The 20,578-nt window shown below is 68.4% G+C and carries 19 protein-coding genes; 17 read left to right on the top strand and 2 right to left on the bottom strand.

Annotated elements, in window-relative coordinates:
* Positions 1–58: 58 nt before the first annotated feature.
* Complete coding sequence (gene tldD / locus AMK58_RS09550; RefSeq protein WP_014240857.1) at positions 59–1,492, bottom strand: metalloprotease TldD; 1,434 nt, start codon at positions 1,490–1,492, stop codon at positions 59–61.
* 168 nt (positions 1,493–1,660) lie between these two features.
* Between tldD and AMK58_RS09545 the strand changes: the two genes are divergently transcribed.
* From AMK58_RS09545 to AMK58_RS09480, 15 genes are all read left to right on the top strand, one after another.
* Complete coding sequence (locus AMK58_RS09545; protein WP_079285328.1) at positions 1,661–3,019, top strand: DUF3422 family protein; 1,359 nt, start codon at positions 1,661–1,663, stop codon at positions 3,017–3,019.
* Between the two features lie 484 nt (positions 3,020–3,503).
* Complete coding sequence (coxB, locus tag AMK58_RS09540) at positions 3,504–4,364, top strand: cytochrome c oxidase subunit II (RefSeq protein ID WP_035674797.1); 861 nt, start codon at positions 3,504–3,506, stop codon at positions 4,362–4,364.
* A gap of 66 nt (positions 4,365–4,430) precedes the next feature.
* Entirely contained in the window at positions 4,431–6,044 is a 1,614-nt protein-coding gene (ctaD, locus tag AMK58_RS09535) for a cytochrome c oxidase subunit I (RefSeq protein WP_035674796.1), read from the top strand.
* Positions 6,045–6,110: 66 nt separating this feature from the next.
* Complete coding sequence (gene cyoE, locus AMK58_RS09530; RefSeq protein ID WP_035674794.1) at positions 6,111–7,040, top strand: heme o synthase; 930 nt, start codon at positions 6,111–6,113, stop codon at positions 7,038–7,040.
* Complete coding sequence (locus tag AMK58_RS31700) at positions 7,037–7,171, top strand: hypothetical protein (protein ID WP_014240852.1); 135 nt, start codon at positions 7,037–7,039, stop codon at positions 7,169–7,171. The genes cyoE and AMK58_RS31700 overlap by 4 nt, the downstream gene beginning before the upstream one ends.
* 44 nt (positions 7,172–7,215) lie before the next feature.
* Positions 7,216–7,839, top strand: a complete 624-nt coding sequence (locus AMK58_RS09525; RefSeq protein ID WP_035674792.1) for a cytochrome c oxidase assembly protein — start codon at positions 7,216–7,218, stop codon at positions 7,837–7,839.
* 77 nt (positions 7,840–7,916) lie between these two features.
* The gene (locus AMK58_RS09520; protein ID WP_236778098.1) at positions 7,917–8,795 is read left to right on the top strand and encodes a cytochrome c oxidase subunit 3; all 879 of its coding nucleotides are present in this window, start codon (positions 7,917–7,919) and stop codon (positions 8,793–8,795) included.
* 81 nt (positions 8,796–8,876) lie between these two features.
* Positions 8,877–9,251, top strand: a complete 375-nt coding sequence (locus AMK58_RS09515) for a DUF983 domain-containing protein (RefSeq protein ID WP_035674791.1) — start codon at positions 8,877–8,879, stop codon at positions 9,249–9,251.
* 2 nt (positions 9,252–9,253) lie between these two features.
* A complete protein-coding gene (locus AMK58_RS09510; protein ID WP_059398839.1) occupies positions 9,254–9,994 on the top strand; it encodes an SURF1 family protein in 741 nt (246 codons plus the stop codon).
* 11 nt (positions 9,995–10,005) lie between these two features.
* Complete coding sequence (locus AMK58_RS09505) at positions 10,006–11,502, top strand: carboxypeptidase M32 (RefSeq protein ID WP_059398838.1); 1,497 nt, start codon at positions 10,006–10,008, stop codon at positions 11,500–11,502.
* A 413-nt stretch (positions 11,503–11,915) separates the two neighbouring features.
* On the top strand, positions 11,916–13,244 hold the full coding sequence (locus tag AMK58_RS09500) for a glycoside hydrolase family 5 protein (protein WP_035674788.1): 1,329 nt from the start codon (positions 11,916–11,918) through the stop codon (positions 13,242–13,244).
* A 168-nt stretch (positions 13,245–13,412) separates the two neighbouring features.
* A complete protein-coding gene (thrC, locus tag AMK58_RS09495) occupies positions 13,413–14,825 on the top strand; it encodes a threonine synthase (protein WP_035674787.1) in 1,413 nt (470 codons plus the stop codon).
* Entirely contained in the window at positions 14,822–16,078 is a 1,257-nt protein-coding gene (locus tag AMK58_RS09490) for a M16 family metallopeptidase (protein WP_035674786.1), read from the top strand. The genes thrC and AMK58_RS09490 overlap by 4 nt, the downstream gene beginning before the upstream one ends.
* Before the next feature lie 27 nt (positions 16,079–16,105).
* Positions 16,106–16,696, top strand: coding sequence for a GNAT family N-acetyltransferase (locus AMK58_RS09485; protein WP_014240843.1), 591 nt, complete (start codon positions 16,106–16,108; stop codon positions 16,694–16,696).
* A 119-nt stretch (positions 16,697–16,815) separates the two neighbouring features.
* Positions 16,816–17,034: a hypothetical protein gene (locus tag AMK58_RS09480; RefSeq protein WP_137165105.1), complete on the top strand. Its 219-nt coding sequence runs from the start codon at positions 16,816–16,818 to the stop codon at positions 17,032–17,034.
* A 73-nt stretch (positions 17,035–17,107) separates the two neighbouring features.
* On the opposite strand, the gene AMK58_RS09475 is transcribed toward AMK58_RS09480, so the two are convergent.
* Positions 17,108–17,683, bottom strand: a complete 576-nt coding sequence (locus tag AMK58_RS09475; RefSeq protein WP_014240841.1) for a YqgE/AlgH family protein — start codon at positions 17,681–17,683, stop codon at positions 17,108–17,110.
* A gap of 159 nt (positions 17,684–17,842) precedes the next feature.
* On the opposite strand from AMK58_RS09475, the gene AMK58_RS09470 reads away from it, so the two are divergent.
* Together AMK58_RS09470 and AMK58_RS09465 are read left to right on the top strand one after the other, a co-directional pair.
* Complete coding sequence (locus AMK58_RS09470; protein ID WP_059398837.1) at positions 17,843–19,927, top strand: protein-disulfide reductase DsbD family protein; 2,085 nt, start codon at positions 17,843–17,845, stop codon at positions 19,925–19,927.
* Positions 19,928–19,955: 28 nt separating this feature from the next.
* Positions 19,956–20,438 (top strand): peroxiredoxin, encoded by a 483-nt coding sequence (locus AMK58_RS09465; protein ID WP_035674776.1) that lies wholly within the window; start codon positions 19,956–19,958, stop codon positions 20,436–20,438.
* The last annotated feature ends 140 nt before the right edge of the window (positions 20,439–20,578 follow it).

The raw sequence follows: 20,578 nt of genomic DNA, 5'->3' as shown, positions 1-20,578 counted from the left end.
GCGCGCCTTCGGCGCCCCCCTCATCCTGACCTTCTCCCCAGGGGGGAGAAGGGAAGCATCAGGCCGCCGTGCCGCCCACGGTCAGGCCGTCCAGGCGAAGGGTCGGCTGGCCGACGCCCACGGGAACGCCCTGGCCGTCCTTGCCGCAGGTGCCGACGCCGGGGTCGAGCTTCGTGTCGTTGCCGATCATCGACACGCGGGTCAGGCTGTCCGGGCCGTTGCCGATCAGCGTCGCCCCCTTCACCGCCGGGCCGAGCTTGCCGTCCTCGATCAGATAGGCCTCATTGGCGGAGAAGACGAACTTGCCGCTGGTGATGTCCACCTGCCCGCCGCCGAAGTTCTTGGCGTAGAGGCCCTTCTTGACCGACTTGATGATCTCCTCCGGCTCGTAGGCGCCGGGGCGCATCACGGTGTTGGTCATGCGCGGCATGGGGTGGCAGGCGAAGCTCTGGCGCCGCCCGTTGCCGGTCGGGCGCATCCCCATCAGCCGGGCGTTCATGCGGTCCTGCATGTAGCCGACCAGGATGCCGTCCTCGATCAGCGTCGTGCACTGGCCGGGGGTGCCCTCGTCGTCCACGGTGATCGAGCCGCGGCTGTTCTCGATGGTGCCGTCGTCCACGATGGTCACGCCGGGGGCGGCGATGCGCTGGCCCATCAGCCCGGCGAAGGCCGAGGTCTTCTTGCGGTTGAAGTCGCCCTCCAGCCCGTGGCCGATGGCCTCGTGCAGCAGGATGCCCGGCCAGCCGTTGCCGAGCACGACGGTCATCTCGCCCGCCGGGGCCGGAACGGAGGACAGGTTGACGAGCGCCGAGCGCAGCGCCTCGTCCACGAAGGCCCGCCACGTCTCCGGCTGCATGTAGTGCTCGTAGGTGACGCGCCCGCCGCCGCCGTGGCCGCCCGTTTCCATGCGGTCGCCCTCGGCCACCACGACGGAGACGTTCAGCCGGACCAGCGGGCGCAGGTCGGCGACGCGCACGCCGTCGGCGCGGATGATCTGCACCGCCTGCCATTCGCCGCTGATCGAGCAGGAGACCTGCCGCACCCGCGGGTCCTTGGCGCGGGCGTAGGCGTCGATCTCCGCCAGCAGCTTCACCTTCGCCTCGAAGGGGACCAGCGGCAGGGGGTTGTCCGGGATGTAGAGCGCGCGGTTGGTGCCGGCGGGCGGCTCGGCGAAGGTGCCGGCGTGCCCGGCCTGGACGGCGCGCACCGTCGCGGCGGCGCGGCGGATGGCGTCCTCGGACAGGCTGGAGGCGTGGGCGAAGCCGGTCGCCTCGTCGGCGATGGCGCGCAGGCCGAAGCCCTGGGTGGTGTCGAAGCTGGCCGCCTTCAGCTTGCCGTCGTCCCAGCCCAGCGATTCGCTCTGCGAATATTCCAGATACAGTTCGCCGTCGTCCGCCCCCCGCAGCGCGTCGGCCACCACTCCCTCGACACGGGAACGGTCCAGGCCGGCGCGGTTGAAGAACAGATCGTCGGTGACGGCAAGCGCGCTCATGGGGACTCCGGGGTATCGGTCTATCGTAGGACGACGATGCGGCACCGGCGCTCTCGCACCCGCACCCGCGATGTGGTCTAAGATCAGACTTATAGTGTGGCGACGTGCGGTCCATCCGGCAAGGCTCGTCGACCATGGGCAAAGGGGGCTTGAAGGGGAATGGCCGCGATGACCGACGACGCGCTGGCGATGGGCCGCACCGGCAACGGAGACGCGCGCTCCCTGGCCCACCCCCTGAAGAACCACGCCCTGCGTGTGACCCTGACCAACGAGGTGCACACCCGCCCGCCGGAGGTCCTGTCCACCCCGGTGCGCGCCACCATGCTGGCGATGCTGTCGGGAGAGGGCGCGTCGGAGGCCGATCGGCTGCATCTGGAGAAGCTGTGCGACTGGGCCGGCGTGCCGCGTCCGCCCGCCGGGGCCACCCATTACAGCGGCTCCTTCGGCAGCTTCCGCCTGAAGTGGGAGCGGCACACCGAATTCTCCACCTGGACCGTCTTCCGTCCCAACGCCGTGTCCCCGGCGAACGTGCTGGTCGATCCCTTCCTGGACCCGGCGCTGAACGCGGTGCCCAAGGAATGGCTGGCCGGGCTCCCGGGCGAGTTGATGGTCGGCGTCCATGTCGCCGTCCTCGACGCCGAATCGCCGGAGCCCTCGGCCAACATGCTGGCGGCGATGTTCGGCTCGCCGAGCTACATCGGGACGCGCATCTCCGGGCGGGCGGCGACGGCCTGGACCGACTTCCGCATCCATGGCGACGGCTTCTCGCGCATCCTGATCGCCGACCACGCGATGACGGCCAACCAGGCGGGCCGCGTCGTGCAGCGCCTGCTGGAGATCGAGACCTACCGGGTGATGGCGCTGCTGGCGCTGCCGGTGGCGCGCGGCGTGCTGCCGCGCATCGGCCCGATCGAGGCCGATCTGGCCGACCTGACCACCCGCATCGCCACCCTGCGCGGGCTGGACGACGAGCGGGAACTGCTCGACCGGCTGACCCTGCTGGCCGCCCAGACCGAGCAGATCGCGGCGGAGACCGCCTACCGCTTCGGCGCGGCGCGGGCCTATTACAACCTCGTGGAAAAGCGCATCGTCGAGCTGCGCGAGATCCGCATCGAGGGGCTGCCCACGGTGGGCGAGTTCATGGACCGCCGCCTCGCCCCGGCAATCCGCACCTGCGAGGCGGTGGAATCGCGTCTGCAGGCGCTGTCCCAGCGCGTGGCCCGCGCCAGCGACCTGCTGCGCACCCGCGTGGAGATCGCCGTGGAAGGGCAGAACGCCGAGCTTCTCCTCTCCATGGACAAGCGGGCGCAGTTGCAGCTCCGCCTGCAGGAGACGGTGGAGGGGCTGTCGGTGGTGGCGATCAGCTACTACCTCGTCGGCATCGTCGGCTACGCCGCGAAGGGCGTGAAGGGACTCGGGATGAAGGTCGATCCCGACCTGCTCGTCGGGCTGATGATTCCCATCGTCATCGCCTTCGTCTGGTCCGGCGTGCGCCGAATCCGCAAGGTCATCACCAGCGGGCACTGACGGCCGCGGAGCTTTTCCGTTCTAACACGGTGGTGGGGTACCGCAGCGCAAACGGCGGCCGGACGGCGCCGTCCGCGCAAGGTCGCTTGCGTCCCACACCAGGGACGTGCAAGCCTAAAAACTTGATTTTCCGAGACAATTCGCTGTACCATCAAACTGCGACAGCTTGTCGCAGTGCGAAGCCGATACGGAAGCTCAACTTCTGTTCTGATGCGGGCTTGAAATCGGCATTGCGCCTATGTCCTTCGTGTAGGGACGCCTGACTTGTACCCAAGCGCAGTGCAGGGTTAAGCTCGCGCTGCGGGGACCGTGCCGCCCACAAACGGCACGATCCCTGCATAGACCGGCACCGTCGCAACGCCCGGACGCGCAACCGCCCGACAGGGGTGGAACGCACCAGGGGAAACAGGGGCGAAGACGGGTCCGGCGGGAAGGGACGACCGCCGTCCGCGACCGCGGGCGGCGGGCAACGAAGAGGGTGGGGATGAAGACGCAGACCCTGAACGCTGCCGTTCTGGCGGCGCTGACATCTTTGTGTGGATTTGCCGCGACCGGTTCCGCCGCCGAACCCCACCCCTGGCAATTGGGGCTTCAGGAGGCGGCCACACCGGTCAAACACGCCATGGACTCGTTCCACGACCTGCTGACGGTGATCATCGTCGCCATCGTCATTTTCGTGGCGGGGCTGCTGGGCTGGGTGGCGCTGCGCTTCAACGCCAAGAAGAACGCCGTGCCGTCCACGACCTCGCACCACACGGTGCTGGAGATCGCCTGGACGGTCATTCCGGTCATCATCCTGATCGTCATCGCGGTGCCCTCCTTCAAGCTGCTCTACCAGGCGGAGCGGGTGCCGGAGTCGGAGATGACCATCAAGGTCACCGGGCGGCAGTGGTACTGGGACTACGAGTATCCCGACCACGGCAACATCGCCTTCTCCAGCTACATGATTCAGGAGTCGGAGCTGAAGCCCGGCCAGAAGCGCCTGCTGGAGGTCGACAACCGCGTGATCCTGCCGGTCGGCACGACCGTGCGCGTGCTGGTCACCGCGGGCGACGTCATCCATTCCTGGGCGGTGCCGAGCTTCGGCGTGAAGAAGGACGCCGTGCCGGGCCGCGCCAACGAGACCTGGGTGCGGATCGAGAAGGAAGGCGTCTATTACGGCCAGTGTTCCGAGATCTGCGGCGTGAACCACGCCTTCATGCCGATCGCGGTCGAGGCCGTCTCGAAGGAGGCCTTCAACCAGTGGGTCGAGAAGGCCAAGACCGCTTACGGGACCCCCGACACCAAGCGTGACGTCGCCCAAATTCCATCTGCTGGGCTGCCGTCCGCCGGGTCCGTCCAGTAAGCCTCATGCTTTGGATGCAGCGGCACCTCAAAGAAAAATCATTCCGCCGACGCGAGGGTTAGAGACATGGCAAACGCCAATCCGGGGGAAGCGCAGGGACACGGCCACGGGCATGACCATGACCACCACATGCCGGGCTTCGTCGAGCGTTGGTTCTTCTCCACGAACCACAAGGACATCGGGACGCTCTACCTGATCTTCTCGGTGATCGCCGGGCTGATCGGCGGGTTGTTCTCGGTCATCATGCGGCTGGAACTCCAGTCGCCGGGCCTGCAGTTCGTCAGCGACGGGCAGGTCTGGAACGTGCTGATCACCGCGCACGGCCTGATCATGGTGTTCTTCGTGGTGATGCCGGCGCTGATCGGCGGCTTTGGCAACTGGTTCGTGCCGCTGATGATCGGTGCGCCCGATATGGCCTTCCCGCGGCTGAACAACATCAGCTTCTGGCTGATCGTCCCGGCCTTCCTGCTGCTGCTGGGTTCCGCCTTCGTGGGGCAGGGTGCGGGCACCGGCTGGACGATCTACCCGCCACTGTCCTCGCCGCTCGGCCACAGCGGGCCGTCGGTGGACATGGCGATCTTCGCCCTCCACCTCGCCGGCGCCTCGTCGATCCTGGGCGCGGTGAACTTCATCACCACCATCTTCAACATGCGCGCTCCGGGCATGACGCTGCACAAGATGCCGCTGTTCGTCTGGGCGATGCTGGTGACGGCCTTCCTGCTGCTGCTGGCCGTGCCGGTGCTGGGCGGCGCCATCACCATGCTGCTGACCGACCGCAACTTCGGCACCAGCTTCTTCAACCCGGAGGGCGGCGGCGACCCGATCCTGTTCCAGCACCTGTTCTGGTTCTTCGGCCACCCCGAAGTCTACATCATGATCCTGCCGGCCTTCGGCATCATCAGCCACATCGTCTCGACCTTCTCGCACAAGCCGGTCTTCGGCTACCTGGGCATGGCCTACGCGATGGTCGCCATCGGCGTGGTCGGCTTCGTGGTGTGGGCGCACCACATGTACACGGTCGGCCTGGACGTCGACACCAAGGCCTACTTCACCGCCGCCACGATGATCATCGCGGTGCCGACGGGCGTGAAGATCTTCTCCTGGATCGCCACCATGTGGGGCGGGTCGATCGAGTTCAAGGTGCCGATGCTGTGGGCGCTCGGCTTCATCTTCCTGTTCACGGTCGGCGGCGTGACCGGCGTGGTGCTGGCCAACGGCGGCATGGACATCGTGCTGCACGACACCTACTACGTGGTCGCGCACTTCCACTACGTGCTGTCGCTGGGCGCGGTCTTCTCGATCTTCGCCGGCTGGTACTACTGGATCGGCAAGATGTCGGGGCGCCAGTATCCGGAGTTCTGGGGCAAGGTTCACTTCTGGACGACCTTCATCGGCGTGAACCTGGTCTTCTTCCCGCAGCATTTCCTGGGTCTGGCCGGCATGCCGCGCCGCATCCCGGATTATCCGGACGCCTACGCCGGCTGGAACATGGTTTCATCGTTCGGGGCGTATCTCTCCTTTGCGTCCACGCTTCTCTTCGTGTGGATCGCGTACAAGACCCTGCGCAGCGGCGAGAAGGTCGAGGCCGCCTATTGGGGACCGCAGGCCGGCACGCTGGAGTGGACCGTGAGTTCGCCCCCGCCGTTCCACGCCTTCGAGACGCTGCCGCAGGTGAAGTGACCATCGGTTGTGACCATGACGCCGGGGGTGCCTGGGAGGCTCCCTCCGGCCGGAGGATAGTGCAGAATGACGGACCTGAGCATTGAACGGGTCTCGACAGGTCCGGTCTCCGGATCGACGCCGGGTGACTATATCGAACTGCTCAAGCCGCGGGTGATGTCGCTCGTGGTGTTCACCGGGCTCGCCGGCATCGTGCTGGCGCCCGGCCACATCCACCCCGTGCTGGCGGCGGTGGCGGTGCTGTGCATCGCGGTCGGGGCCGGTGCCTCGGGCGCCATCAACATGTGGTACGACCGCGACATCGACGCGGTGATGTCGCGCACCGTCCGCCGCCCGATCCCGTCGGGGCGGGTGGAGCCGGAGAACGCGCTGGCCTTCGGGGTGATCCTGGCCGCGGCGTCCGTCGTGGTGATGGGGCTGGCGGTCAACTGGGCGGCGTCGGCGCTGCTGGCGATGACCATCGGCTTCTACGTCTTCATCTACACCATGTGGCTGAAGCGGCGGACGCCGCAGAACATCGTGATCGGCGGGGCCGCCGGCGCCTTCCCGCCGATGATCGGCTGGGCGGCGGTGACGGGCGGTGTGGAGTTGCCCTCCATCCTGCTGTTCCTGCTGATCTTCCTGTGGACGCCGCCGCACTTCTGGGCGCTGGCGCTGTTCCGCAACGGCGACTACACGCGCGCCGGGGTGCCGATGATGCCGGTGGTCGCCGGCCCGGACGCCACCAAGCGGCAGATGCTGGCCTACACGCTGGTCCTGCTGCCGGTCGCCGTGGCGCCGTACTTCCTGGGCATCGGCGGTCTTGCCTATCTGATCGGGTCGAGCCTGCTGGGCGCCTTCTTCGTGCTGTGCGCTGTCCGCGTGCTGCGCGCCACCGACGACAAGCCGGCCAAGCAGATGTTCGGCTTCTCGATCCTCTACCTGTTCCTGCTGTTCGCCCTGCTGATGGGCGAGCATCTGGTGAGCGGAATCCTGACGACCGGAGGCGGGGCATGACGATCATGGATGAGTCTTACGAGGAACGCCGCAAGCGGCTGCGCGGGCGCAACTACGCGGTCCTGGCGGCGCTGATCGGGCTGGTGGTGATGTTCTACGTCATCACGCTCGTGCGGATGGGCGGGCACTGACCACGGGACGTCGAGCGGACAAACGGCAGGGAGGAAGCGGCGCCATGAACGACCGGCGAGAAGGCGACAAAGGGCTTCGGCGGAAGAACCGCCTGTTCATGGCCGGGCTGTTCGGCCTCGTCTTCGGGATGGTCGGGCTGGCCTACGCTTCGGTGCCGCTCTACGCGCTGTTCTGCCAGGTGACCGGCTTCGGCGGCACCACCCAGCGGGCCGACGCCGCGCCCGCGCGGCAGGTCGACCGCGTCATCAAGGTCCGCTTCAACGCCGACGTGAACCAGTCGCTGCCCTGGCGCTTCAAGCCGGAGCAGAAGGAGCTGACGGTGAAGCTGGGCGAGATGGGGCTGGCCGCCTATCAGGCCGCCAACCGGGTCGACCGGCCCACCGTGGGCACCGCGCTGTACAACGTCACGCCGGACAAGGTCGGCAAGTACTTCAACAAGATCGAGTGCTTCTGCTTCACCGAGCAGGTGCTGGAGCCCGGTCAGTCGGTGGACATGCCGGTGGCCTTCTTCGTCGATCCGGCCCTGGCCGGCGATCCGGCGATGGAGGATGTGACCACCATCACCCTGTCCTACACCTTCTTCCGCGCCAAGGACGAGACCCAGGTGCTGGCGCAGCACGCGACGCAGGCCGCGGGTCCGAAAGGCACCGGGACCGCGGCGAACTGAAAAAAGAGACAGTCTGAACAAAGAATTAGGGCTGAACGAAGAAATCGGGCGAAACAAACCGGGGTTGGAAAGAGACGATGGCCGACATCACGCACGCGCAAATGCCGCATCCCCCAGCCTCCGCGCACGGCGCGGGCGAGGGCGCCGGCATCCCGCATCCCTACCATCTGGTGAAGCCGAGCCCGTGGCCTCTGCTGGGCGCCTTCGCGGCCGGTCTGTTCGCGACGGGCATGGTCATCTACATGCACGGCGGCGGCTGGCTGCTGGCTGCCCTCGGCTTCGTGTCCATCCTGGGCGTGATGTTCGGCTGGTGGCGTGACGTCATCAAGGAGGCGGTGCGCGAGAAGGCGCACACCCCGGTGGTGAAGATCGGCCTGCGCTACGGAATGGCGCTGTTCATCGCCTCGGAGGTGATGTTCTTCGCCGCCTTCTTCTGGGCCTTCTACGACGCGGCGCTCTACCCGAAGGTGTTCGCCGAGAACCCGCAGGGCGTCTGGCCGCCGCCGAACATCACGGTGCTGGAGACCTTCCACCTGCCGCTGATGATGACGCTGATCCTGCTGCTGTCGGGCGTCACCGTCACCTGGGCGCACCATGCGATCCTTGAAGGCCGCAACAAGGAGGCGTCGCGCGCGCTGGGCCTGACCGTCCTGCTCGGGGTGATGTTCACCTTCTTCCAGGGCTGGGAATACGCCCACGCCGCCTTCGGCTTCAAGCAGGGCATCTACCCGTCGACCTTCTACATGGCGACCGGCTTCCACGGCTTCCACGTCATCATCGGGACCATCTTCCTGGCGGTCTGCTGGTTCCGCACCATGAAGGGCCACTTCACCCCGCGGAGCCATTTCGGCTTCGAGGCGGCGGCCTGGTACTGGCACTTCGTGGACGTGGTCTGGCTGTTCCTGTTCGTATCGATCTACTGGTGGGGGTCGCTGGGCGCCGCCAGCGGCCACTGACCGATCCCCCCTGTCGCCTTGCGAAGCCCTTCTCCTCCACCGGGGAGAGGGGCTTCCTGTTCCCGGAGGGAGGCGAGTGATTTGAGTACGTACTACACCAGCCCGTCGCCGCTGACCGCCGGCCTGCGCTGCGCCTGCCCGCGCTGCGGACGGGGCAAGCTGTTCGACGGCTATCTGACGGTCAACGAGCGCTGCTCGGTGTGCAACCTGAACCTCGCCCGGCAGGACAGCGGCGACGGGCCGGCGGTCTTCCTGATCTTCATCCTGGGCTTCCTGGTCGTGCCGCTGGCGCTGTGGGTGTCGATGACGGTGGATTGGCCTTTGTGGCTGCACGCCATCGTCTGGAGCATCGTCGTGCTCGGGTTGGCGCTCGGCATGCTGCGCCCGGCCAAGGCCTATGTGGTGGCGCTCCAGTACCGCCATCGCCGCAACGAGCTGGAGGACCCGGACGCGTGACCATGACCGCCGCCGCCGAATCCCGCCGCTTCCGCCCCTCGCTGTGGGCGACGCTGATCACCGTGCCCGCCGTGCTGGTCATGCTGGGGCTGGGCACGTGGCAGATGCAGCGGCTGGCGTGGAAGGAGGATCTGGTCCGCCGGGTGGAGCAGCGGCTGCACGCCGCCCCCATCCCGCTGCCCGCCGCCATCGCCGATCCGGAGGCGCTGGAGTTCCGCCCGGTGACCGTCACCGGGCGCTTCCTGAACGACAAGGAGCTGCTGCTGGTGGCCCGGCCCCGGCAGGGGCAGGCGGGCTACGAGCTGCTGACCCCGTTGCAGCGCCCGGCCGAGGACGGTGGCGGGGTGGTGCTGGTCAACCGCGGCTTCCTGCCCATGGACAGGCGCACCCCCGCCAGCCGTCCGGAGAGCCGGGTGGAGGGGCCGGTGACCGTCACCGGTCTGGTCCGCCTGCCGCAGCCCGCCGGCTGGCTCCAGCCGGGCAACCGGCCGGGGGCGGAGTCCTGGATGCGGCTGGACCCGCCGGCCATGGCGGCCGCCGTGAAGCTGGAGAACGTCGCCCCGCTGGCGGTCGAGATGAGTCCCGACCCGGCGCGCGGCAACGCGCCGTTGAACGGGATTCAGCCGCTGGTCGAGCTGCCCAACAACCATAGGCAATACGCCTTCACCTGGTATAGCCTCGCCGCGACGCTGGTCGTCGTCTATGTGCTGTCCCAACGCCGGAGGACCCGTCCGGCATCCTAGGAGTTGCATCCATGACAGCCGCCTATCGGGAGTTGGAACGCCGTTTCGCCCGCATCGCCGCCATCGGCGACGCCCTGGGCATCCTGAGCTGGGACAGCCAGACCATGATGCCCGACGGTTCCAGCGACGGGCGGGCCGAGCAGACCGCCACCCTGACCGTGCTGGCCCACGAGCTGCAAACCGAACCCCGCGTGGCCGACTGGCTGGCCGAGGCGGAGAGCACGGGCGGGCTGGACGCATGGCAGGCGGCCAACCTGCGGGAGATGCGGCGCACCCACCGCCACGCCACCGCCGTCCCCGGCGACCTGATCGAGGCAACCAGCAAGGCGATCTCGGCCTGCGAGATGACGTGGCGCAGCGCGCGGGCGGAAAGCGACTTCGCCAAGCTGCTGCCCAGCCTGTCGGAGGTGCTGCGCCGTGTCCGCGAGTGCGGCGAGGCCAAGGCGGCGGCCATGGGCCTGTCGCCCTACGACGCCATGCTGGACGAGCATGACCCCGGCGCCCGCTCCGAGCGGATCGACGCCCTGTTTGCCGGTCTGGCCGGCTTCCTGCCGGAGCTGATCGGGCGCGTCCTCGACCGGCAGGCCGCCGAGCCGGCGCCGCTGCGGCCCGTGGGACCCTTCGCCGTCGCCAACCAGAAGGCGCTGGGCGAGCGGCTGATGCGCGCGGCGGGCTTCGACTTCACCCGTGGGCGGCTGGACGTGTCGCTGCATCCCTTCTGCGGCGGTGCCACCGGCGACGTGCGCATCACCACCCGCTACGACGAGGACGATTTCACCAAGGCCCTGATGGGGGTGATGCACGAGACGGGGCACGCCCTCTACGAGCAGGGCCGCCCGCGCGACTGGCTGAACCAGCCGGTCGGGGTGGCCCGCGGCATGGCGGTGCATGAGAGCCAGTCGCTGATCGTGGAGATGCAGGCCTGCCGGTCGCCGGAGTTCCTGTGCTGGCTGGCCCCGGTCGCGCGGGAGGCGTTCGGCGGCACCGGCCCGGCCTGGGAGCCGGACAACCTGCGCCGCCTCTACAGCCGGGTGGAGCGCGGCTTTATCCGCGTGGACGCCGACGAGGTGACCTACCCGGCGCACATCATCCTGCGCTACCGGCTGGAGAAGGCGCTGATCGCCAGCGATCTGGCGCTGGCCGACCTGCCGGGCGCCTGGAACGACGGCATGAAGGAACTGGTCGGGGTCACGCCGCCGGACGACCGGCTGGGCTGCCTACAGGACATTCACTGGCCGTCCGGTGCCTGGGGCTACTTCCCCAGCTACACGCTGGGCGCCATGACCGCCGCCCAGCTGTTCGAGGCCGCGGCGAAGGCCGATCCGGACATCCGCCCGGCGCTGGCGCGCGGCGATCTCGGGCCGTTGGTGGCGTGGCTGGGGGCGAATGTGCACGGCAAGGGATGCCTGTACGCGTCCGGCGACGAATTGCTGACGGCGGCCACCGGGCGGCCGCTGGATGCGGCGGTGTTCCGGCGGCATCTTGAGCGCCGGTATCTGGGCGCTTGAGCAGAGTCTTGCCCCCTCCCTAACTCTCCCCGGCTGCGCAGGAGAGGGGACTGTTTCTGCCTCCCCTGCATCAGCGGGGGAGGGCCGGGGTGGGGGCATGGGTTTCGCCGAGGCATGTTCGCTGCTGCGGAAAAATCCGCAAAATCCGCCGAGCGCAAAAGGCTGGCCCATAACCCTCCTTCGTTCCGGCGCGCTGCTCCGAGCAATCAATCGATCAATCAGAAAAACAGCCTTAAAGCAGCGCAAGCACTCGACCCATCTTCATTGTCTCAAATGTCTTCAAAATCCGCTCTTCCGGACATGGTCACACATGCCTTGGATTGCCGGAATTAAGCGACATTCCCGGCAATACTTCATTAACCATAAACCTCCAGCCTCCGGCCCAACGCGAATGGCAACGAGGGCAGAGTACAATGGGCATCGCCAAGGGCTTCCTGCACACGGACGGCAACCAGATCGTCGATTCGTCGGGTCAGAACGTCAAGCTGACGGGCGTCAACTGGTTCGGCGGCGAGGGCTTCGTCTTCAACCCCAACGGCATGGACATGCGCGGGTACTGGGGGATGATGGAGCAGATGAAGGAGATGGGCTTCAACACCATCCGCCTGCCGTGGAGCGACGCGGCTCTGGACGCCGACCGGGCGACGGGCATCGACACCTCCAAGAATCCCGACCTCGCGAACAAGTCCCCGCTTGAGGTCATGGACAAGGTGATCGACTACGCCGGGCGCATCGGCATGAAGGTCATCCTCGACCACCACCGCTCCAGCGACGGTGCGTCGGCCAACGAGAACGGCCTGTGGTACGACGACAAGTACCCGGAGTCGAAGATGATCGAAAACTGGAAGATGCTGGCCGAGCGCTACAAGGGCAACGACACGGTCGTCGGCGCCGACCTGCACAACGAGCCGCACGGCCAGGCGACCTGGGGCGGCGGCGACAAGGCCACCGACTGGGCCTGGGCCGCGGAGCGCATCGGCAACGAGATCCAGTCGGTCAACAAGGATTGGCTGCTGCTGGTCGAAGGCGTCGAGATCCACGAGAACCAGTGGGAGTGGTGGGGCGGCAACCTGCGCGGCGCCAAGGACCGCCCGATCGAATTCGACAATCCGGGCAAGCTGGTCTATTCGGTCCACTCCTACGGCCCGTCCATCCACGAGATGGAGTGGTTCAAGGCCAGCGACTACCCGAACAACCTGCCGGGCCAGTACACCGACAACTGGGGTTGGCTGCTGAAGGACGACAAGGCGCCCGTGCTGGTCGGCGAGTTCGGCGGCAAGCTGGAGACCGACCAGGACAAGGCCTACATGGCCAAGCTGATCGACTACATGAACGGCGACCTGGACGGCAACGGCACCAACGACCTCGGCGCCGGCAAGGAAGGGGCGAGCTGGACCTACTGGTCCTGGAACCCGAACTCGGGGGACACCGGCGGCATCCTGAAGGACGATTGGCAGACGGTCGACCAGACCAAGTACAACGCCATCAAGGAAGGCCTGTTCGACGGCGGCGGCAGCCCGGCCAAGGCCGCCTGGGCTCCGGCAAAGGCTCAGGCGCTGGGAGAAGGCGACATCAACGTCCTGTCCCACACGGTGACCCAGCCGCAGGTGGCGGACCACAGCACCGCCGCGTCGGTGAACGCCGCGCTCGCCGCTCAGACGGTGGAGCTTCCGCCGGTCGATGCCGCGCACGATCCGTCGGCGCTGCACCACGATCCGCTGGATGTCCACACCGGCGCCTGATCGGGAGCCTGGCAATCCCCTCTCCCACCGCGGGAGAGGGGTTTTGTTTGCAACGCATCCGGAACCCGCCGCTTGCACGGCGTGTGGGAGGGCGCTAACTATGCCCGTTCCACAAGAGTCGCCGGCCCGCCACAGCGTCGGCCACCTTCAGGCGTCGGAGAGTGTGCGTTGAAGTACGTCAGCACGCGGGGCCAGGCCCCGGTCCTGGGTTTCGAGGAAGTCCTTCTGGCCGGTCTCGCGCGTGACGGCGGCCTCTATGTCCCGGAAAGCTGGCCGCAGTTCTCGGCCGACGAGATCCGCGCGATGCGCGGCCTTCCCTACAGCGAGATCGCCGTGCGCGTCATGCTGCCCTTCCTGGGCGGCGCCATCGCCGAGGACGATTTCCGCGCCATCGTGACGGACGCCTACGCCAGCTTCGACCACGCCGCGGTGGTGCCGCTGGTGCAGCTCGACCAGCGCACCTGGGTGATGGAGCTGTTCCACGGCCCGACGCTGGCCTTCAAGGACGTGGCGCTGCAACTGCTCGGCCGCCTGTTCGACCATGTGCTGGCCAAGCGCGGCGAGCGGGTGACCATCGTCGGCGCGACCTCGGGCGACACCGGTTCCGCCGCCATCGAGGCGTGCCGCGACCGCCAGAACGTGGACATCTTCATCCTGCACCCGAAGGGACGCACGTCGGAGGTGCAGCGCCGCCAGATGACCAGCGTCCTGTCGGATAACGTGCACAACATCGCGCTGCACGGCACCTTCGACGACTGCCAGGATCTGGTGAAGGCGCTGTTCAACGACATGGCCTTCCGCGACCGGATGGGCCTGTCGGCGGTGAACTCGATCAACTGGGCGCGCATCATGGCCCAGATCGTCTATTACTTCGCCGCCGCGGTGGCGCTGGGCGCGCCCGACCGCAAGGTGGCCTTCACCGTGCCCACCGGCAATTTCGGCAACGTCTACGCCGCCTACGGCGCGCGGGCGATGGGCCTGCCGGTGGAGCGGCTGATCGTGGGCTCCAACGCCAACGACATCCTGGCCCGCTTTTTTGCCAGCGGCACCATGTCGGCGGCTCCGGTCGTGCCCACATTGAGTCCCAGCATGGACATCCAGATCTCCTCCAACTTCGAGCGGCTGCTGTTCGACCTGCTGGGCCGCGACGGCGCCGCCGTGCAGGCCGCCATGGACGGCTTCCGCGCGGAGGGCAAGTTCGCCGTCACCGACGCGCAGCTGGCCGAGGCGCACGCGATCTTCGCCGCGGGCCGCGCCGACGATGCCCGGACCATGGACGTCATCAAGGAGGTCTGGGAGAAGACCGGCGGCTATCAGGTCGATCCGCACACCGCCGTCGGCATCCATTCCGCGGCGACCGCCCCGGTCGATCCGTCGGTGCCGGTGGTCGTGATGGCGACCGCCCACCCCGCCAAGTTCCCCGACGCGGTGGAGACGGCCACCGGCCGGCGCCCGGTCCTGCCGCCGCGCCTCGCCGACCTCTACGAGCGGGAGGAGCGGCTGTCCGAGCTGCCCAACGACGTGGCGGCGGTCCAGGAGTTCGTCGTCGCCCGCGCCCGCGCTGCCAAGGAGGCCGCATGAGCATCCGCGTGACCACGCTGCCGAACGGGCTGCGCGTCGCCACCGACACGATGCCCGGCGTGCAGTCGGTCTCGCTCGGCTGCTGGGTCGGGGTTGGCACGCGCAACGAGTCCGCGAGCGTCAACGGCGTGGCGCATCTCGTCGAGCACATGCTGTTCAAGGGGACCGAGCGGCGCTCCGCCTTCCGCATCTCCGAGGAGATCGAGAATGTCGGCGGCCAGCTCAACGCCTACACGACGCGCGAGCAGACGGCCTATTATGCCAAGGTCCTGCACGACGACACGGCGCTGGCGCTCGACCTCATCGCCGACATGCTCCAGAACTCGGTCCTCGACAGCGAGGAGCTGGTCCGGGAGCGCACGGTGGTGCTTCAGGAAATCGGTCAGTCCGCGGACACCCCCGACGACATCATCTTCGACCATTTCCAGTCCACCGCCTATCCGGGGCAGGCGCTGGGGCGCCCCGTCCTGGGCTCGGCGGAGATCGTCGGCGCCCTGTCGCGCCCGGCGCTGGTCGACTACATCGACGGCCATTACGGCGCGCCGGGCATCGTCCTGGCCGCCGCCGGGCGGCTGGAGCACGACCGGCTCGTCGACATGGCTCTGTCGGCCTTCGACGGTCTGTCCCCCCGCCCGGCGCCGGAGTCCGAGGACGCGCGCTACGCCGGCGGCGACTTCCGCGAGGCGCGGGACCTGGAGCAGATGCACCTCGTCCTCGGCTTCGACGGGGTGGGGGTGCACGATCCCGACTATTACGCCCATTCCGTGATGTCCACGCTGCTCGGCGGCGGCATGTCCTCCCGCCTCTTCCAGGAGGTGCGGGAGAAGCGCGGGCTGGTCTATTCCATCTATACCTTCTCCGGCGCCTACCGCGACGGCGGGCTGTTCGGCGTCTACGCCGGCACCGGCGAGGACGAGGTGGCGGAACTGGTCCCGGTCGTCTGCGACGAGCTGATGCGGGTAACCGAGGATGTGACCGAGGAGGAGGTGGCCCGCGCCGCCGCCCAGCTCCGCGCCGGGACACTGATGGCGCTGGAAAGCTCCATGTCGCGCTGCGAGCAGCTCGGCCAGCAGCTCCTGGCCTACGGGCGTCCGGTGCCGGTTGAGGAGATCGTCGAGAAGATCGGGGCAGTCGACCGCGAGTCCATCGTCCGCGTCGCCCGGCGCCTGCGCGAGAGCCGCCCGACCGTGGCCGCGCTCGGCCCGATCGGACGGCTGGAGGAATATGACCGCATCGCCGCGCGGCTCCGTTAAGGGACGCGCCAGGGTGGGAGGGGCAGCATGATCCGCCTGCTCGGCAGTGGTCTCATCAGCCCGCCGGCGGTCCGGCTCGACGGACCGATCTGTTATATCCGCCCACCGCTGCCGCGGGATTGGCGGGAATGGGCCGACCTGCGGGCGGACTCCCGCGCTTTCCTAACCCCCTGGGAGCCGACCTGGCCGGCGGACGCCCTGACCCGCGCCGCCTTCGGGCGCCGGCTGCGGCGGCAGGCACAGGAGTGGCGCGACGACCAGGGCTACAGCTTCCTCGTCTACGACCGGGCGACCGACCGGCTGGTTGGCGGGCTGGGGCTGACCAACCTGCGGCGCGGCGTGGCCCAAATGGCGACGCTCGGCTACTGGGTCGGGCAGCCCTACGCGCGCAACGGCTACATGTCCGGCGCGACCCGGCTGGTTCTGGACTTCGCCTTCGGGCAGTTGGGGCTGCATAGGGTTGAGGCTGCCTGCCTGCCGACCAACGCGCCCAGCCGCGGCCTTCTGGAAAAGGTCGGCTTCACCCACGAAGGCTATGCGCGCGGCTATCTGCGCATCGACGGGGTGTGGCGGGATCATGTCCTCTACGCCATCCTGCGCGAGGAGTGGCGAGGCTAGCCCATCCGGTCGGGGTGGCCCGACCCCAATTCCCAGGGTTTTGTCCCGCCCGGCTTAACCCGTGGTTAAGGGAGCGGGCGCAGGCTGACGGCATGTCCTTCGCATCGCATGAGGCGGATATGTCGTCGAACCCCACCTATCCGAACGCAACTTGGACGAAAGAAGATTCCCGGACTTACGCCGTCGAGCTGGACGGGCGCCGCGTCGATCTGCGCTACGAGGCGTCGGGCTTCCAGAGTGGCTGGGCGGTCTACGCCGGGGACGAACTGGTCGAACGGTGCAGCGAACTGATGCAGGCCCGCGGCCTCGCTCTGGCGATCGCCAGCAAGGGTTTGTAAGCAGAAATTTTTGATGTGAGACCCCGCCGCGTGCCGTGCGGCGGGTCGTATTCTTGATCAGGAGGGGGCGCCGTCAGGCGTGCCCGGCCTCCGCCGACAGCATGGACAGGCTGACGCCGAGCTTGGCGATCGAGCGTTCCCACTTGGTGTCCAGTTCGGGATCGAACAGCAGCGTCTCGTCGCAGGGCACGTTCAGCCAGCCGTTCGCCTGGATTTCCGCGTCCAACTGCCCCGGCCCCCAGCCGGCGTAGCCGAGCAGCAGGATGTTGCGGCGCGGCCCGCGGTCCTCGGAAATCGCGCGCAGGATGTCGATGGTCGCGGTCAGCGCCACCTCGTCGTCCACCACCAGCGTGCCGTCCCGCACGTAATCGGTCGAATGCAGGACGAATCCGCGCCCGGACTCCACGGGCCCGCCATAATGGACGGGCATGTTGGCAATCGGCTCCTGGATTTCGATCTCGAGCTGCTCCAGCAAATCCTCGAAGGTGACCGACCCGAACAGGCGATTGACGACGAGGCCCATGGCGCCGTCTTCGTTGTGGGCGCACATATAGATCACGGTCCGCTGGAAACGCGGGTCCGTCATGCCCGGCATGGCGATCAGCAACTGGCCGGTCAGATAGTCCGAGGACTTGGTCAGGTGCGGCATGGGCGCTATCCTTGTGTCGGGGGACGGGCGGGCCGTTGAGTGGCTCGCCCGAAGCCGTCTTCGCCCGAGTGTGACAGCACGGGCCAAGCTTTGTCATCCATATACAGCCAAGGGCCGATGGGCGGCCCGCTGCGTCTTGATATGAGAACAGTCGGTGCGATGAAAAGGTTTGTTCCATTCCTGATCGCCATCCTGGCCTTGGCCGCACCCGGAATGGGGAGGGCGGAGACCGGCGCCTGGGTCAAGTCCGGCCCGGTGGAGGCGCGGCTCGTCGCGTCGGTGCAGGGGGTGGGCGATCTCGCCAAAATCCCCCTGGGGCTGGAGGTCCGGCTGGAGCCCGGCTGGAAGACCTATTGGCGCACTCCGGGCGATGCCGGTTTCGCGCCGCGGCTGGACTGGTCGGAGTCGCGGAATCTCAAGGCGACGGAGCTGATCTACCCGGCTCCGCACCGCTTCACCGTGCTGGGCTTCGAGACGGCGGGCTACGACGCGGAGGTGCTGTTCCCCATCGCCGCCACCCCGGCGGAGCCCGGCAAGCCGCTCGATCTCGCGCTGAAGGCGGAGCTGCTGGTCTGCTCGACCATCTGCGTGCCGGAGATGGTGGCGCTGTCCCTGTCCATCCCTGAGGGGCCGGCGACGCCGGGGCCGTCGGCCAACGACATCGCCCGCGCCCAGTCTCTGGTGCCCGGTGACGGGCGGGCGTCCGGCCTGACCGTGACGACGGTGCGTGGCCAGGGCGCCGTGCTGGAGGTGGAGGTCACCGCCCGCGAGCCGATGGTCGCCCCCGACGTGTTCGTGGAGACCGACCCACCGGTGACCTTCGCCGCGCCCAAGAGCCAGTTCCTCGACGGCGACCGGCGCGCGATCCTGCGCATGGACGCGACCGACCCGACGCCCGGACTGGACCTCGCCGGACGGGCGATGACGCTGACCGTGGTGGACGGCAACCGGTCGGTGGAGGCTCCGGCGACCGCCGCGGCGGGGCTGGGCGGCAGTGCCGGGGCGGCTCCGACGGGGCTGCTGGCCATGCTGGGGGTCGCCCTGCTGGGCGGGCTGATCCTGAACCTGATGCCCTGCGTGCTGCCGGTGCTGTCGCTGAAGCTGCTGTCCATCGTCCAGCATGGCGGGCGGGCACCCGCGGCGGTGCGCGCCGGCTTCCTGGCCTCGGCGGCGGGCATCCTGACCTCCTTCCTGATTCTCGCCGGGGCGCTGGTCGCGGTGAAGGCGGCGGGCGGTGCCGTGGGCTGGGGCATCCAATTCCAGCAGCCGCTGTTCCTCGTCTTCATGGTCATCCTGGTGACCCTGTTCGCTGCCAACCTGTGGGGCCTGTTCGAGCTTCCGCTGCCACGCGCCGTCGCCGACCGGCTGGGCGGGCCGGAGGGGCAGGGGCTGGGAGGGCAGTTCGCCACCGGCGCCTTCGCCACGCTGCTCGCCACGCCCTGCTCCGCGCCCTTCCTGGGGACGGCGGTGGGCTTCGCGCTGGCCCGCGGGGCGCTGGAGGTGTTTGCCATCTTCGCCGCGCTCGGCGTCGGGCTGGCGCTGCCTTACCTGCTTATCGCCGCTTTCCCGCGCGCCGCGCGCCTGCTGCCGCGCCCGGGGCGCTGGATGGTCGCATTGCGCCGGGTGCTGGGCGGGGCGCTGGCCCTGACCGCGCTCTGGCTGCTGTCGGTTCTGGTCGTCCAAGTGGGCGAGGTGCCGGCGCTGGCCGTCGCCGTGCTGATGGGCGGGCTGGTCGCCGCGCTGTGGCTGGGCCGCCGCATGGCGGAGACGGCGCGCTGGGCCGGGGCGGCGCTGGCCGGGCTGCTCGCCCTGGTGGCCTTTGCGGTTCCCGCCGTCTTCGGCCCTTCCGCCGGGGCGGCTCCGGTGGCCGAAAGCACAGCGGCGCGCTGGGTCGCCTTCGACGAGGCGGCCATCCGCGGGCAGGTGGCCGCCGGGCGCACCGTCTTCGTGGACGTCACCGCCGACTGGTGCATCACCTGTCAGGCGAACAAGAAGCTGGTGCTGAACCGCGGCACCGTCGCGCAGCGGCTGGAGGACGCCGGGGCGGTGACCGCCATGCGCGCCGACTGGACCCGACCGGACGAGGCCATTGCCCGCTACCTTGCCCGACACGGCCGCTATGGCATTCCCTTCAACATCGTCTATGGTCCGGGGGCTCCGGACGGCATCGCGCTTCCGGAACTGCTGACCGAGGGCGCCGTCCTCGACGCGCTCGACCGGGCGTCCGGCAAGATCAAAAGCTGAAACACAAAAAATTGGGAGTTCAGGAGACATGACCATTCAAGTGGGCGACGCCATCCCGTCCGTCACGCTGAAGCACCTGACCGACAACGGGATGCAGGACATCACCACCGACGCGCTGTTCAAGGGCAAGACGGTGGTGATGTTCTCGGTGCCGGGCGCCTTCACCCCGACCTGCTCCGCCAAGCATCTGCCGGGCTTCGTCCAGAAGGCCGAGGACCTGAAGGCCAAGGGCGTGGACGACATCGTCTGCCTCGCCGTGAACGACCCCTTCGTGATGCGCGCCTGGGGCGAGAAGAGCGGCGTCGGCGGCAAGGTCACCATGCTGCCGGACGGCAACGCCGCGCTGACCCAGGCGCTGGGCCTGACGATGGACGGCACGGGCTACGGCCTCGGCCTGCGCGGCCAGCGCTTCGCCCTGGTCGCCAAGGACGGCAAGGTCACTCACCTCGCCGTGGAGAAGCCGGGCCAGTTCGAGGTGTCCTCGGCCGAAGCGGTGCTGGGCGCGCTGTAAGGGCGGTTTTAGCCCTCTCCCCTCCGGGGAGAGGGTGGCCCGCAGGGCCGGTGAGGGGGTTGCGCTTGTGCCGGACGTTCCGCCACGCGCAACCCCCTCACCCTGACCCTCTCCCCAGAGGGGAGAGGGAATTGCGCATA

Source organism: Azospirillum brasilense (assembly GCF_001315015.1).
Taxonomy (GTDB): domain Bacteria; phylum Pseudomonadota; class Alphaproteobacteria; order Azospirillales; family Azospirillaceae; genus Azospirillum; species Azospirillum brasilense.
This window is presented reverse-complemented; position numbering and strand designations above follow the sequence as displayed.